Origin of the sequence: Lipingzhangella halophila (genome assembly GCF_014203805.1) — a bacterium.
GTDB classification, from domain to species: domain Bacteria; phylum Actinomycetota; class Actinomycetes; order Streptosporangiales; family Streptosporangiaceae; genus Lipingzhangella; species Lipingzhangella halophila.
This window is the reverse complement of the sequence record NZ_JACHJT010000001.1, coordinates 13493-28294: the sequence shown is the minus strand read 5'-3', so window position 1 is coordinate 28294 and position 14802 is coordinate 13493. Positions and strand designations below refer to the sequence as shown.

The window sequence follows — 14802 nt, the reverse complement described above, 5'->3', positions numbered from 1 at the left end:
TCCGGTTGTCCAGAGGTCCCATGCGGCGACCTGGGGGCGGCCCGCGCTCACACCCGCCGACCGGCTTCGCTGAGCCCGCGTCAGCGCCCGCCACGGGCACGCGATGTGCGCTCCCGCTTGAGAAACCGGGTGGGTGGCTGGGCCACCGACCGCCATTCGACGCCCGCTCGACGCTGTGGCTGTTCTCGCGTCCACGACGCATCACTTCCCGGTTCGCGCTTGTCGCCCCGTTGACCAAACGAGTTCATACTGTATACTGAATACAACATCAACGCAAGAACGGAGACATCGTGAGAGTTGCTGTTCTTGGCGCCGGCGCCATCGGCGCATACGTGGGTGCCTGCCTACAGCGCGCGGGGGTCGAGGTGCATCTCATCGCCCGCGGCCCCCACCTCGAGGCGATCCGCCGATCCGGAGTGCAGGTGCACAGCCCGCGCGGCGACTTCGTCGCCCACCCGCATGCCACCGACCGTCCCGAGGAGGTCGGGCCGGTGGACCACATCTTCCTAGGGCTCAAGGCCAACCAGTACGCCTCGGCGGGCCCCATGGTCCAGCCGATGCTGCACGAGAGCACCACGATCATCGCCGCGCAGAACGGCATCCCGTGGTGGTATTTCCACGGTGTCCCCAGCGAGTTCCAGGGGCACCGCCTAGAGACTGTCGACCCCGGGGGCTCGGTCAGTGCCGCGCTCCCCACGTGGCGCGCGATCGGCTGCGTCGTCTACGCGGCCACCGAGATTTCCGCTCCCGGGCAGATCCAGCACCTGGAGGGCACCCGGCTCTCGATCGGAGAGCCCGACGGCTCACAGTCCGACCGCTGCATGGAGTTCGCGGACGCCATGGTCGCCGGCGGGCTGAAATGCCCGGTCGAACCCGACCTGCGGCACGACATCTGGGTCAAGCTCATGGGCAACATCGCGTTCAATCCGATCAGCGCGCTCACCCGGGCGACGATGCTCGGGATCTGCCAGAACACGGCGACCCGGGAGCTGGTGGTGGACATGATGCGCGAGACGCTCGCGGTGGCGGAAAGCCTCGACGTGCACCCGCAGATCTCCATCGAGCGCCGGCTCAACGGCGCGGAACGGGCCGGCGACCACAAAACCTCGACACTGCAGGACCTGGAGAAGGGCAAACCCCTCGAACTGGACGCGATTCTGGGCGCCGTCGTCGAGCTCGCGGATCTCACCAGGACCGAGATCCCGGTGCTCCGCGCGGTCAACGCGCTCGCGGATCTCCTCAACGCGGGGATCGACCCCTCTGCCTGACAGGCGCACCCGAGCGGCGTCCCCTATGGCGCGACGCCGCCGAGTTGGAGGTTTTATCGGATGCCCCTAGCCATCAAACCGGGTACGGAATGGTCGGCCCTCTACGGCCGCTGCCAGCGTTCCGCACCTGAGGCCTTCCACGACGACAGGCTGCTGAACTACTGGAACGGCGAGTGGTCGCGCGACGGCGCGGCCGGCACCGCCACGTCCCCCGTCGACGGCACCACGATCGCTGGCCCGCCGCGGGTCAACGGCGCCACGGCCGAACGGGCGGTGCGGTCCAGTGCCGACCAGCAGCGCGCCTGGGCCACCACTCCGGTCGCCGAACGCCGGGCCCGGGTGATCTCGGCCCTGGACGAGCTGGCCGAACACCGCGACCTGCTCTCGCTGCTGCTGGTCTGGGAGATCGGCAAGCCGTGGAAGGCCGCGACCGCGGACGTCGACCGCTGCCTGGACGGCGTCCGCTGGTACGCGGACGGCATCGAGTCGATGATCGACGGCCGGGACGCGCTCGACGGCCCGGTGAGCAACATCGCGAGCTGGAACTACCCGATGAGCGTGCTGATGCACGCCATGCTGGTGCAGGCGCTGGCCGGAAACGCGGTCATCGCCAAGGCCCCCACCGACGGCGGCGTGAGCTGCCTGACCCTGGCGACCGCCATCACGGCGCGGCACGGGCTCCCCCTGTCCCTGATCAGCGGCAGCGGCTCCGAGCTCTCGCCGGCCCTGGTGAACGCGCCGGAGCTCGGCTGCGTGTCGTTCGTGGGCGGCCGGGGTGCCGGAAGCACCGTTGCGGCGAGCGTGCTCGGATCGGGCAAGCGGCACATGCTCGAACAGGAGGGCCTGAACTGCTGGGGAGTCTGGGAGTTCAGCGACTGGCCGACCCTCGGCGCGCACATCCGCAAGTCGTTCGACTACGCCAAGCAGCGCTGCACCGCCTACCCCCGCTACGTCGTGCAGCGGTCGCTGTTCGACCAGTTCCTCGCCGCCTACCTGCCGGCCGTCCGCGACATCACCTTCGGCCACCCGCTGGCCGTGGAGGCACCGGACGACCCGCTGCCCACGCTCGACTTCGGTCCCCTGATCAACGACGCGAAGGCCAAGGAACTGCGCGACGTGGTCGACGACGCCATCACCCGCGGGGGCGTGCCGCTGCATCAGGGCGACACCAGCGCGGGACGGTTCATCGAGGGGCAGCAGACCTCCGCCTACTTCGCTCCCGTCTCGATCCTGGACCCGCCGGCGCCCTCCCCCCTGCACCACGCCGAACCGTTCGGACCGGTGGACTCCATCGTGCTCGTCGACACCGAGGCGGAGCTGCTCGCCGCGATGAACGCCAGCAACGGAGCCCTGGTGGCCTCGCTGGCCTGCGACGACGAGGCGCTGGCGGAACGCCTGGCCACGGACGTGCAGGCGTTCAAGGTGGGCATCAACCGGCCGCGCTCCCGCGGGGACCGGGAGGAAGTCTTCGGCGGCAAGGGCGCATCATGGCACGGTGCCTTCGTCGGCGGGGAACTGCTGGTAAAGGCTGTCACGCAGGGCCCGGCCGGCGAACGGCTCTACGGCAACTTTCCGTCCTATAGCTTGTACCCGCCGGCCTGAGTCCGGATTCTGGCACCCGGCAGGGGGGAGGTCGACGTGCTCTTCAGTCAACTCGAGTATCTCGTCGCGTTGGCGCGGGAGGGCCACTTCAGCCGGGCTGCGGAGGCGTGCCACGTCTCCCAGCCCGCGCTGTCGGCCGGTATCCGCAAGCTCGAAGCGGAGTTCGACACGCAGATCGTGCGCCGGGCCAACCGCTACGAAGGGCTGACCGCCGAGGGCGAGAAACTTGTCGCGTGGGCGCGCAAGATTCTCGCCGACCGGCAGTCACTGACCGAGGAACTCCAGACCATGCGGGGCGAGCTGACCGGAACGCTGCGCATCGGCGCGATCCCGACCGCGCTGCCCGCCCTGTGCATGCTCACCCGGCCGTTCCAGATCGAGCACCCGCGTGTGCGGCTCTCCCTCCTGTCCCTCTCAACGACCGATATCCGGCGCTCCCTCACCGAGTTCGACATCGACGCCGCGGTGGGCTACATGGATGCGCCGGTCGGCAGCGGCGTCCGGGCGCTCCCGCTGTACCACGAGCGGTACGTCCTCCTGACGTCGCACGACTCGATACCCGCCGACCAGGAGTCGGTCACCTGGGCCGAGGCGGCGGCGATGCGCCTGTGCCTGCTGACCGACGACATGCGCAACCGCCAGTTCCTGAACGAGACGTTCGAGTCGGTGAACACGCGGCCGCGCGTGGAGCTGGAGACGAACTCGATCTCGGCGCTCTACACCCACGTGCACGACGGTTCGTTCGCCACCGTCATGCCGCACACGTGGCTGGGCGCGTTCCAGGTGCCGAAGGACATGCGCGTGATCCCGCTGGTCGAGCCGCGGGTTACCCAGGGTGTCGGCCTGCTCGTCCCGAACCACGAACCGGAGTCCATGCTGTGCCGGGCCCTGGTGAAGGTCGCCGACCGGGTCAACATGGCCGGCCGGCTCGACACCGCCCTACGCGAGCGGCTTCGCGGATTGTCCCCTACCGGATGAGAACGAGCCGGCCCCTGTGCTCTCCCACTCGGGAGCGCACAGGGGCCGGCGGCGATCGCGGTGCTACTGAGTGCCCGCGGTGTAGGCGTGCGCGCCGGCTCCGGCTAGCGTGCCGCCCTGCACGATGAGGTACTCCTCCCTGATCGGCCGCCCTTCGAGCCAGCACTCCAGGATCTCCCGGGTGCCCGCGGCGTAGCGCGCCTGCGCCGACAGCGTCGTCCCGGACGTGTGCGGCGTCATGCCGTGGTTCGGCATGGTCCGCCACGGGTGGTCGGCGGGTGCCGGCTGCGGGTACCAGACGTCGCCCGCGTACCCGGCGAGCTGGCCGCTTTCGAGGGCACGCACCACCGCGTCCCGGTCGCAGATCTTGCCGCGCGCGGTGTTCACCAGGTAGGTGCCGCGCTTCATGGTGCCGATGAGCTCATCGTCGAACAGGTGCTCGGTCTCCTTGTGCAGCGGGGCGTTGATCGTGACCACGTCGCACTGCGGCACCATCTCGTGCGGGGTGGGGTGGAAGGTCAGCCCCAGCTCCCGCTCGACCTCGGCGGGCAGCCGGTGCTTATCGGTGTAGTGCAGGTGCACGCCGAACGGCTTGAGCCGGCGCAGCACCGCCGTTCCGATGCGCCCGGCACCGACCGTGCCGACGTGCATCCCTTCGAGGTCGTAGGAGCGCTTCACGGAGTCAGCGATGTTCCAGCCCTTGTCCAGGACCCACTGGTGCGCCGGAAGGTAGTTGCGCACCAGCGCCAGAATCATCATCAGGACATGCTCGGAAACGCTGATGCTGTTGGAATACGTGACCTCGGCGACGGTGATTCCGTTGTCGATCGCGGCGTCCAGATCGGTGTGGTCAGAACCGATCCCGGCGGTAATGATCAGGCTCAGGTTCCTGGCCCGCTCGATACGCTCCCTTGTCATGTAGGCGGGCCAGAATGGCTGCGAGATCACCACATCGGCGTCGTCGAGCTCGCGGTCGAGTACCGAGTCGGGCCCGTCCTTGTCGGAGGTGACCACCAGGGTGTGTCCCTGCGACTCCAGGAAGCCGCGCAGCCCGAGCTCGCCGGAGACACACCCGAGGAGCTCACCCGGGTCGAAGTCGATCGACTTCGGGGTAGGGGTGGTCTGCCCATCGGGATACTGCCGCACCGTGGGGATGTCGTCTCGGGCGTAGGCCGGCGGGTACCCGTCGACTGGATCGTCATAGAGCACGCATACGATTTTCGACATGGCCGACTCCACATTCCGCGTCAGGCGGTTGGGTTCGAGCCGAAAAGGCTCGCCATCCATCCTTCTCGCTCTTTGCGCGCCAGTCAAAGTCCCGTGCCTGACCGCGCGATAAGCCTTCGTTATCGCGTTCGGTGCGACATTACCCGCGATTTCTGGCAGGACTGACATTCCGCACAAATTGTCAGAAATGGTCGGCGTCCGGAGCTGGTGTGCCCGGGAGCCCGCCGGCTCGGGCTCCCGGGCACGCGAAGGGGTCAGCCGGTCAGCGTGGCCCGGACGAGATGCGCGGCCTCGCTCGGGGTCTTGCCGACCATCACCCCGGCCGTTTCGAGGGCGCGCTGCTTGGCGTCGGCGGTGCCGGAGGAGCCGGAGACGATCGCCCCGGCATGGCCCATTGTCTTGCCCTCCGGAGCGGTGAACCCGGCCACGTAGCCCACCACCGGCTTGGTCACATTCGCCTTGACGAACTCCGCCGCACGCTCCTCAGCATCCCCACCGATCTCCCCGATCATCACGATCGCATCGGTATCCGGATCCGCCTCGAACGCCGCCAACGCATCAATATGCGTCGACCCGATAATCGGATCCCCCCCAATACCCACACACGTGGAGAACCCGATATCCCGCAACTCATACATCATCTGATACGTCAACGTGCCCGACTTCGACACCAACCCGATCCGCCCCGGCTTGGTGATATCCCCCGGAATGATCCCCGCGTTCGACTGCCCCGGCGAGATCACCCCCGGACAGTTCGGCCCCACAATGCGCGTCACATTGCCCTTCGCGCTCGCATACGCCCAGAACCGCGCCGTGTCATGCACCGGGACCCCCTCGGTGATCACCACCGCCAGCCCGATCCCCGCATCAACCGCCTCAACCACCGCCGCCTTCGTCGCCTGCGGCGGAACGAAGAGCACTGTGGTGTCCGCCCCGGTCTCCTTTACCGCCTCTTCGACCGAGCCGAAGACGGTGAGGTCGCGACCGCCGATGCTGGTGGTCTGACCTGCCTTGCGCGCGTTGACGCCGCCCACGATGTTCGACCCCGCCGCCAGCATCCGCGCCGTGTGCTTGGCGCCCTCGGAGCCGGTCATGCCCTGCACGATGATCGAGGAGTCGCTGTTCAAGAAGATTGCCATGACTCACACCCCCGCGGCCGCGAGCTCGGCGGCCCGGTCGGCCGCATCGTCCATTGTTTCGGCCATGGTCACCAGCGGGTGGTTGGCCGTGGCCAGGATCCGCCGCCCCTCGGCCACATTGTTGCCGTCCAGCCGCACGACCAGCGGCTTGCGCGCGCCCTCTCCGAGCATGTCCAGCGCGGAGACGATGCCGCCGGCCACCGCGTCGCACGCGGTGATCCCGCCGAAGACGTTCACGAACACGGAGCGCACGTCGGGGTCGCCGAGGATGACGTCCAACCCCGCGGCCATGACCTCGGCCGAGGCGCCGCCCCCGATATCCAGGAAGTTCGCGGGCCTGACCCCGGAGTGCCGGTCGCCGGCGTAGGCCACCACATCGAGCGTGGACATCACCAACCCGGCACCGTTACCGATGACGCCGACCTCGCCGTCGAGCTTGACGTAGTTCAGGTCGTGCGCCCGGGCCTTGGCCTCCAGTGGGTCCTCGGCCCCGGTGTCGGCCAGCCCGGCGTGCCCCGGCTGCCGGAACGCGGCGTTGCCGTCCAGCGTGACCTTGCTGTCCAGCGCGATGATCCGATCCTTGCCGTCGCGCACCAGCGGGTTCACCTCGACCAGCGTGGCGTCCTCGGCCACGAAGGCTTCCCAGAGCTGGACGATGGCGCGGGCGGCGGGCTCGCGCACCGCCTCGGGGTAGTTCGCCCGGGTCGCTATCTCGCGCGCCGTGGCCAGATCCACGCCGTCCAACGGGTCGATCGGGATCTTGGCCACCGCCTCCGGGGTGGACCTGGCGACCTCCTCGATCTCCACGCCTCCCTCGGCCGAGGCGATGCACAGGAACGTGCGGTTGGCCCGGTCCAGCAGGAACGAGAAGTAGTACTCCTCGGCGATCTCCGCGGGCTCGGCCACCAGTACCCGGTTGACCGTGTGTCCCTTGATGTCCATTCCGAGAATCCGCTCGGCCTTCTCCCGCGCGTCCTCGGCCCCCTCGGCGAGCTTGACGCCGCCGGCCTTGCCTCGGCCGCCCGTCTTGACCTGGGCCTTGATCACCGCCGTGCCGCCAAGTTGCAGGGCGACATCGCGCGCCTCGTCCGCGTCGCTGGCCACGGAGCCCGCCGAAACCGGAACCCCGTGCGCTGCGAGGAGGTCCCTCGCCTGGTACTCGTACAGATCCACTCGAACGTCTCCTGACTCCGCTCCTCGGGGCGCCAGTGGCTCAATCCGGCCGTTGGCGCGAGATATCGTTGTATACTGTATACTCGATTTCCCGCCAAGGGAACCTCCCCGTGCCGGGGCGCGCTGGGACGGCGCCCCGGCACGCCCCCTCAGGCGGCGCGGCTACGGTGCGGCGCGGTCTCCCGCGGCCGGTTGCGCGAATCGGGCACGGTCACCCGCGGCATCCCCGGCCGGCGCAGCAGGCCGGTCAGCAGCGCCCCGGCGAGGCTCACCAGCGCCGCCACCGCGAACCCGGCCGTGAAGCCGTACGGCACCAGGAGCACGGCCGCCAATCCGACACCGGCGAGGCCGCCGACCGCCTTGGCCCCGTAGAACAGCCCGAAGTTCGGCAGCGCCTCGCGGTCGCCGAAATGGTCGTCGACGAGTTCCGGCAGCAGCGCGAAGCAGATCCCCGCGCTCGTACCGGCACACAGGCAGCCGAGCACCAACAGCAGAGCGACCCCGTTCACCCCGCCAACCAGAATCATCGCCTGTGCCACGCCCGCGATCAGCAGCGCGGCGACCACCGTGCGCGCCCGGCCGAACCGGATTCCGGCCCACCCGGCCACAGCACGGCTGACCCCGCTCGCCCCGGCCAGAGCGCCAACGGCGAAGGCGGCGAACCCCGGGCCCCACCCGGACGACACCGCGAAGACCCCGACGAACGCGAGGTCGAACAGCGCGACCGCCGAGGCGCACGTCATGGCCGCGTACAGCAGTGCGGACTCCGGACAGCGGAGCACCTCGCCGGGCGCGTAGCGCCGGATCGCGGGGCGGTTCCGGCGCAGCCCCGGGTTGACCGACTTGTCGGTCGCCCACAGGTGCGGATCGATGCGTGCCGGCCACCAGTGCGCGGGCGGGTCCTTCAGCACCAGTGCGGCCGCGCCGACCAGCAACAGCACCACCAGAGCCACGACACCGAGATAGCTCCCCGGTGTCCCGGCGGCGGTGAACCGCTCGGCCAGGACGACGATCGGGATCGAGCCGACAGCGAACGCCCCGCTGGCGAAGTGCGTCCGCGCCGGATGCTCCGGGTACCACCGGCTCACGACGCTGACACAGGTGCCGTAGACCAGCCCGGCGCCGATCCCACCCAGGACCGCGTGGGCGAGGATGACCAGCGCGAGCGTTTCCGAGACGCCGAGCGTCACCAGTCCCGTGGCACACAGCACCGCGCCAATGGCCATCAGGGCCGCCGGGGGGATCCGAGCGCGGCTCCGCAGGCGCGCCACCGGGTACACCGTTGCGGCCTGGCAGGCGGCCCACACCGCGAGAACCCAGACGGCCTCGCGCGGCTGCCAACCCTGCGTGGCGGTGATCGCCGGGAGCAGCACGGCGTACCCGTACTGACCGACGCCCGCGGCCAGCATCGCGAGTCCCGCTGCCCAGGCGATCCACGCGCGCGAGTACCCCAGGAGCTCGCGGTCGGTCTCGCCCAGCCGGTAACGCCGCCCATGCAGGTCGCGCACCTCGTGCGCGGACAAAAGGAACGTCGGGCCCGACATGACCCCACCTCCGTCTACTGCATACAGTATGAGATATCCTCAATACCATGGAGTTGCGAAGATGTCCATGCCTTCATGCCCGTAGCGACCGAGAACCGGCCAGCCGGAACCCGGCGCCGCGCGCCAACCCATGACGCGCCCCGCGATCGCGGCCGAGGACAGTGCGAGGACAGCCGCAGGACAGTGGGGCCCTCTAACGTCCCAATGGACGGCTTGCCGCAGCACGTGCCCGCATCAGCGGCATCTCCGGGCACGATGCCGACCCCGCGACCGGACACCCGATGCGCCCGGAACCGCGGGGTTGCCCAACGCACGCCGTTGACCAGCGATGAGCGGACTCCTGGAGGACGCAGATGACCACCGAACTTCACCGCCAACAGACTTCCGCACCAACGAAGGCGGCGAGCGGGACGACCGTCTACGCGGGAGCGATCAGTTCGAGCACTGATCTCGGAGGCCAGCAGCTCGGATACCTCGAAGAGCTACTCGACCAACCGACCACGCGGTTCATCGGCGACGTGGCCGCCCGCGAGGGTCAGCGATGCCTCGACCTCGGCGCGGGCCGCGGTTCGATCGCTCGCTGGCTCGCCGGACGCACCGCCCCGACCGGGCGGGTGACCGCGGTCGACATCGAGGACACCCATATCGACGTGCCACCAGCCGTGCGGGTGTACCGCCACGACGTCAACGAGGGACTGCCCGACAAGGGGCCGTTCGACGTGATCCACACCCGCCTGCTGCTGGTGCACCTCAAGCGCCGCAGGGAACTCCTCGCCCAGCTCATCGACGCGCTCGCCCCAGGGGGCTGGCTGGTCATCGGAGAGTTCACCCATCCCCGCACCGACCCCGTCACGGGCTGACGGCCGGCTGGTCCAGCAAGTCATCGAAACCGGCATCGACAAGGTCGCGCGCCCGGCAGGCACGGACTTCGAGTGGGGACACGAGGTCGACGCCGAACTGACCGCGGCCGGACTCCACAACGTCGACACCATGGAGCTCACCCAGACCAGCCGCGGCGGGGCGACCGGATGCCTGCTGTACAGCAACGACCTCCACCAGATGGACGCGCCGATCCGCGCCGCCGGCCTCACCACCGACGACCTGGCCCGCTTCCACGAGCTGATGCTCGATCCGCGGCTGCGCGTATCGTTCTTCCCGTTCGTGTGCACCCGGGGCCAGAAACCGATGACTGGTTGAGGCCGACCCTGGCAGAAGCGGTTGTGCCCGCACCACCCCCTGGCCGGAATGGTGGTCCGGGGGTGATCGGTCGTGCGGTTCGAGGTCCTGGACCTGTCCGCGCCACGGTGGGTACGGAACCGGCACCGCTCCACGGACAGGTGCGGATCAGCCTGCTCTCGTTGTTGCTCGCACGAGCCAACACCCCGGTGCCCGCCGAGTGGTTGCTGGACGCTCTGTGGGGGGGGACCACCGCGACCCGACCCCCGCACAGCGGTTGCAGACCAACGTGCACCGGCTGCGCAAGGTCCTGGATGAGCCGGGACGGCTGACCTTCGCCTCCGGCAGCTACACATTCCTGGTCCACCCCGGGGAGCTGGACGCCGACCGGTTCGACGAGCTGGTGACGCGCACAACGAACTGTCGCGACCCGCACCAGCGCGTCGATCTGCTGCGTACTGCGCTGGAGCTGTGGCGCGGCAGCCCCTTCCAGGGGGTCGACCTCGGCGAACTGGCAGCGTACGCACAGCGGCTGGCGGAGCGCAGGCAGGTGGCGCTGGAGGAGCTCTACACCGCCGAGCTGGAGTGCGGACGCCACACGGAGGTCGTCGCCGACCTCACGGACCTGGCCCGGCTCCACCCGTATCGGGAACGCCTGCACGCGCTGCTGATGACGGCGCTGTACCGCAGCGGCCGGCAGGCTGACGCCCTCGCCGCCTACCGACACACGCGCCAGACCCTCGTCGACGAGCTCGGGCTGGAACCAGGTCCGGAGCTGCGCACCGTCGAACAGCAGATCCTCGCCGGGGAAAGCTGCGCCGTCGCCCGACCGTTCGCGGCACCGGCCCTCCCGCCCGCCCAACTGCCTCAGGGGCCGCGCGACTTCGTGGGCCGCGAGGACGAGCTCGCCACGCTGAGCCGGCTCAGCGCCGCCGGAGACGACACCATGCAGGTGGTGGTTCTCAGCAGCACCGCGGGAGTCGGCAAGACCGCCCCGGCCACCCACTGGGCGCAGCACGCCCGGGTGCGCTTCCCGGACGGGCAGCTCTACGTCGACCTGCAGGGCTTCAGTCCGCACGACCCTCTGCCGCCGACCGCCGCCCTGGGCGGCTTCCTGCGTGCGCTTGGCGAGGACAGTGCGGCGATCCCGCACGACCCGATCGAGCGAGCGGCCCGGTTCCGCACGCTGCCCGAAGGCCGGCGCGTACTGGTCGTCCTGGACAACGCCGCCGCGGAGCAGGTGCGCCCGCTGCTGCCCGGCACGTCCTCCTGCTTCGTGGTTGTCACCAGCCGCGACGCTCTCAGCGGTCTCACCGTCGGGCATGGCGCGTATCGCCTCGACGTCGGGCGGATGAGCCGGGACGAGGCACGCGCTCTGCTGCGCGCGCGGGCCCCGCTCGGGAACGTCTCCCAGGAGTCCGCGGCGTGGCTGGCCGAACGCTGCGAAGGGCTTCCGCTGGTGTTGCGGGTCGCCGCCGAACGGTTCCGTGATTCGGACAGCCATGACGTCGCGAACCTGGCCGCCGAGCTCGAAGGCGGACAGGACCGCCTGGACCTGTTCGACACCGGCGATGACCAGACCTCGCTCCGCGCGGTCCTGTCCTGGTCCTACCGGCGGCTCACGCCCGAGGCCGCCCGGTTGTTCCGGATGTGCGGGTTCCGCTGCCGGCATTCGAGCCACTACCTCGACGGCCCGGGCGCGGCAGCGTTGCTCGGGACGTCCGACGTGCGCGCGGTCCGGCGGCTCCTTGGCGAGCTGGCACGCTGCGGCCTCGTGGAGCCGACACCGGACGGCCGCTACCAGGTGCACCAGCTTCTGCAGTCGTACGCCGCCGAGTTGGCCGACCACTACGAGCGGAACCAGACCCTTCCGCGCCTGGTCAACCACTACATGACCGGGACGGCCGCGGCGGCGGGATTCATCCGGCCGCGGGAGGTGGCGCCGCGGGTCGGGGGCCTCTCGGGCACACGCGTGTCGGCACTGCGCGGGTGCGCGTCCGCCCTGCGCTGGCTGGAGGACAATCGGCCGAACGTCCTCTGCCTGGCGGAGCTCGCCGCCGAGATCGGCCACCGCGATGTGAGCGTCGACCTGTCGACGACACTGTGGCCGTACTTCGACCTCGGCGGCCACCAGGACGAGGCCCGGCGCGTGCACACCCTCGCGCGTACCGCCGCGAACGAGCTCGGCGACCACGCGGCCGAAGCGATCGCGGTCCGCGCGCTGGGCGTGCTCGAACTCCGGTTGGGGCGGTACGACACCGCCGAGCGGCACCTGCGGGAGGCTCTCGCGCTCCACGACGCCAACGCTCGTGCCTCGCGCGCCACCACGATGACGTACCTGGCGAGCGTGTTCGCCGCCACCGGCCGCGTCGAACACGCGCTTCCCATGGCGCGGCAGGCGAGGGACCTGTGTTCCCAGTCCGGTGGCGAGTCGGTCCCGGCGACGGCGATGAACGCACTCGGTCGGTTCTTCCGGCAGTGCGGCAGCCACCAGGAGGCGCTGCGGTGGCTGCGGTCAGCACACGACACCGCCGAAAGGCAGGGCCTCCAGCCGGTACGGGCCCACGTTCTGTTCTCGCTCGCCGAGGTCCACCTGGAAACTGGCCGGTACGCCAGCGCGGTCGAGAACGCGCACCAGGCGCTGGATCTCGCGAAGAACAATGGCGTCAGTGACCTCGCCGACGCGGTCGCGGCCCTGCGCGGGTCGATCCCCGAACACACCGGCACGTCCGCCGCATCGGGGCAGAAGACACTCAGGTGAGCTCAGCTCACGAGGCCCCTTCCGGGTTCCCGGAAGGGGCCTCGTGGGTGGGAGCCGCCTGCCGGAATCGAACCGGCGACCTATTCATTACGAGGTCTTTCCGGCGTTCGACGACCAGACCAAATTTGCGCCCTGTCCTGCGCATACGGCTCTACTGGGTTCACAAGTGACCGCGAGAGTTCATCACGGGTGGCCACCTATTTGACCCCCTCAGGTGGCCGGTGAACGACCGTTCAGGTTGCGATGCCAACGACACGCGGAATCTCCCGATCGCCCGGCTGTGGCCAACTGAGCGCTTCGCCTTCGGCTGGTCCGGCGTTGAGCGCGCTGTTCGCCTCCGAGTGCGCGCGGCTCGCTGGACGCCTACTCTGGAGTCCAGCGCACCGTGAGGAGGCTGTCCGTGGAGACCCAGCGCACTCCCTTCCGTGATGACGACCCCGAGACGATCCAGGCCGTCTACGCCTCCTATGGCCGGATGGTCCTGGGAGCCCCGCCCCCAGAAGGATCGGTCACCATCGACGCCACCGACGCCGACGACTTTCGGCGCCAGTGGGACGCCCTGTTCAGCAACGGAGACGGAGAGGACAGCGGCGGTGCGGCCGATCACCCTGGAGCCCCTGGCCCGTCGGCAGATCCAGGAACTGCCAGCGACTGAAGCCGATGAAGTCGCTACGGCGCTTCTGAGCCTGGCCTCCGCCGACGATCCCACCCTCGAAGTGGACCCCTACATGCCCGGTGGCGTCGGCCCCATCCCGTATCACGGTGTCCTGCTGACCGCACGCGTCGAGGCCGTTGTGACCCTCTACGTCGATCACGTCCGGGTCGTGGCGGTCCGCCCTCGTACCTGACGATCGAGGGTGCGACCACACCATTATCGCTCGAAACGCTCGGTTGGCCCGTAACAAGATCACATCCCCGTTGGCCCGATCCTTCGGGGATTCCTGTGAACAGCCCTCTGTGTGCGCCTCAGCGCGACGACCGCGAGCATCGCCGTCCCCCAATCCACCGCGGAGACGTGAACGGTCGGGGGCGAGCCCCGGGTCGTGCGCACCTCAACCGGGAAGAAGCCACGCCCCATCGCACACCCGAACGAATGGCTTAAGTTGGTGTCACATTGCTGTGGGTCGCGGACCATCGAGGACCACGTCTGTGACCTGCGGGTTTGTGAGGGTGGTGTGAGGCCTATCGCGGACCATCGAGGACCAAGGGTGGTCCTCGATGGGCTAGGACTGGCCGTGAGAAAATGCCTGGTCATCGGGGGTGGTCCTCGATGGTCCGCGACCCAGACGATTGTGGGGCCACTTTTGCGAGCGTGAAGCAGAAGCCTCAGCCGGGGAACAGCGAGGCCCCGTCGTGCACCTGAACGAACGGGACAGAACCCATCGAGCAGGACCAGCCCTACCTACGGGCTCTGCCGTCGCAACGAGACACCTGATCTCCTCACCTTGGCGTCCCGCTGGAACAGGGCCCCAGACTGACGGTGCAGCAGGTCCACGATGCGCAGTAGCGTGAATCCCTGGCTCGTGTAGTAACGATGCAGCTCAGGGTTGGTCTTCCAAGCGTCCAGGCGCACCCAAGAGCGCTCGCGCTCTTCAGCGAGTTCTGCAGCGAAGTCAAGCAGTGCTCCTCCGAGCCTGCGACCAGACCACCGGCGGTCGACCGCCATCTTGTGAATGTAAAGAGCGTCATCCGGGTGGTCCTCGCTGACCCAGAAGTCAGGGTCAGCGTGCGTGTCGATGGTGGCAGACGCGACAACTTCTCCGTTGTCGTTCCGGGTGACGACGTAGAGCGCTCCGCGCTTCAGGTCGCGGTCGATGACGTCGACTGGAGGTGGGTACTGCCACTGGTCAGACCCCCATGACGCAAGCCAGGTGCTCGCTCCCGCAAGCAAGTCAGCGACCCGACCTGCGTCGGCTGCGACTGCCTGGCGCACG

The 14802-nt window shown here is 69.2% G+C and carries 12 protein-coding genes; 7 read left to right on the top strand and 5 right to left on the bottom strand.

Annotation, left to right across the window (positions count from 1 at the left end):
• The first annotated feature begins 290 nt into the window (after positions 1–290).
• Genes F4561_RS00150 through F4561_RS00140 form a run of 3 tightly spaced genes read left to right on the top strand, consistent with a single transcriptional unit; the run spans position 291 to position 3848 of the window.
• Entirely contained in the window at positions 291–1268 is a 978-nt protein-coding gene (locus F4561_RS00150; RefSeq protein WP_184573505.1) for a ketopantoate reductase family protein, read from the top strand.
• A 60-nt stretch (positions 1269–1328) separates the two neighbouring features.
• Positions 1329–2870, top strand: coding sequence for an aldehyde dehydrogenase family protein (locus F4561_RS00145; RefSeq protein ID WP_184573503.1), 1542 nt, complete (start codon positions 1329–1331; stop codon positions 2868–2870).
• A 36-nt stretch (positions 2871–2906) separates the two neighbouring features.
• The gene (locus F4561_RS00140; protein ID WP_184573501.1) at positions 2907–3848 is read left to right on the top strand and encodes a LysR family transcriptional regulator; all 942 of its coding nucleotides are present in this window, start codon (positions 2907–2909) and stop codon (positions 3846–3848) included.
• Between the two features lie 63 nt (positions 3849–3911).
• On the opposite strand, the gene F4561_RS00135 is transcribed toward F4561_RS00140, so the two are convergent.
• The 4 genes from F4561_RS00135 to F4561_RS00120 all read right to left on the bottom strand — a co-directional run bounded on the left by F4561_RS00135 (position 3912) and on the right by F4561_RS00120 (position 8931).
• The gene (locus F4561_RS00135; RefSeq protein WP_184573499.1) at positions 3912–5075 is read right to left on the bottom strand and encodes an NAD-dependent formate dehydrogenase; all 1164 of its coding nucleotides are present in this window, start codon (positions 5073–5075) and stop codon (positions 3912–3914) included.
• A 254-nt stretch (positions 5076–5329) separates the two neighbouring features.
• On the bottom strand, positions 5330–6214 hold the full coding sequence (gene sucD, locus F4561_RS00130) for a succinate--CoA ligase subunit alpha (protein ID WP_184573497.1): 885 nt from the start codon (positions 6212–6214) through the stop codon (positions 5330–5332).
• Between the two features lie 3 nt (positions 6215–6217).
• Positions 6218–7387: an ADP-forming succinate--CoA ligase subunit beta gene (gene sucC, locus F4561_RS00125; protein ID WP_184573495.1), complete on the bottom strand. Its 1170-nt coding sequence runs from the start codon at positions 7385–7387 to the stop codon at positions 6218–6220.
• A gap of 149 nt (positions 7388–7536) precedes the next feature.
• Positions 7537–8931 carry an MFS transporter gene (locus F4561_RS00120; protein ID WP_184573493.1) on the bottom strand — a complete coding sequence of 465 codons (1395 nt, stop codon included), beginning with the start codon at positions 8929–8931 and terminating at the stop codon, positions 7537–7539.
• 353 nt (positions 8932–9284) lie between these two features.
• On the opposite strand from F4561_RS00120, the gene F4561_RS00115 reads away from it, so the two are divergent.
• From F4561_RS00115 to F4561_RS00100, 4 genes are all read left to right on the top strand, one after another.
• A complete protein-coding gene (locus tag F4561_RS00115; RefSeq protein WP_184573491.1) occupies positions 9285–9791 on the top strand; it encodes a class I SAM-dependent methyltransferase in 507 nt (168 codons plus the stop codon).
• Between the two features lie 130 nt (positions 9792–9921).
• The gene (locus tag F4561_RS31865; RefSeq protein WP_221445312.1) at positions 9922–10128 is read left to right on the top strand and encodes a hypothetical protein; all 207 of its coding nucleotides are present in this window, start codon (positions 9922–9924) and stop codon (positions 10126–10128) included.
• A gap of 217 nt (positions 10129–10345) precedes the next feature.
• Positions 10346–12868, top strand: a complete 2523-nt coding sequence (locus tag F4561_RS00105; RefSeq protein WP_221445311.1) for an AfsR/SARP family transcriptional regulator — start codon at positions 10346–10348, stop codon at positions 12866–12868.
• A 400-nt stretch (positions 12869–13268) separates the two neighbouring features.
• Positions 13269–13523: a hypothetical protein gene (locus F4561_RS00100; RefSeq protein ID WP_184573489.1), complete on the top strand. Its 255-nt coding sequence runs from the start codon at positions 13269–13271 to the stop codon at positions 13521–13523.
• A gap of 747 nt (positions 13524–14270) precedes the next feature.
• On the opposite strand, the gene F4561_RS00095 is transcribed toward F4561_RS00100, so the two are convergent.
• Positions 14271–14759 carry a GNAT family N-acetyltransferase gene (locus F4561_RS00095; RefSeq protein WP_221445310.1) on the bottom strand — a complete coding sequence of 163 codons (489 nt, stop codon included), beginning with the start codon at positions 14757–14759 and terminating at the stop codon, positions 14271–14273.
• Between the last annotated feature and the right edge of the window lie 43 nt (positions 14760–14802).

Excerpts from the sequence above, each read along its gene's own strand:
- F4561_RS00145 (WP_184573503.1), top strand. The coding sequence starts at position 1,329 with ATGCCCCTAGCCATCAAACCGGGTACGGAATGGTCGGCCCTCTACGGC.
- F4561_RS00135 (WP_184573499.1), bottom strand. The coding sequence starts at position 5,075 with ATGTCGAAAATCGTATGCGTGCTCTATGACGATCCAGTCGACGGGTAC.
- sucD (WP_184573497.1), bottom strand. The coding sequence starts at position 6,214 with ATGGCAATCTTCTTGAACAGCGACTCCTCGATCATCGTGCAGGGCATG.
- F4561_RS00120 (WP_184573493.1), bottom strand. The coding sequence starts at position 8,931 with ATGTCGGGCCCGACGTTCCTTTTGTCCGCGCACGAGGTGCGCGACCTG.
- F4561_RS00115 (WP_184573491.1), top strand. The coding sequence starts at position 9,285 with ATGACCACCGAACTTCACCGCCAACAGACTTCCGCACCAACGAAGGCG.
- F4561_RS31865 (WP_221445312.1), top strand. The coding sequence starts at position 9,922 with ATGGAGCTCACCCAGACCAGCCGCGGCGGGGCGACCGGATGCCTGCTG.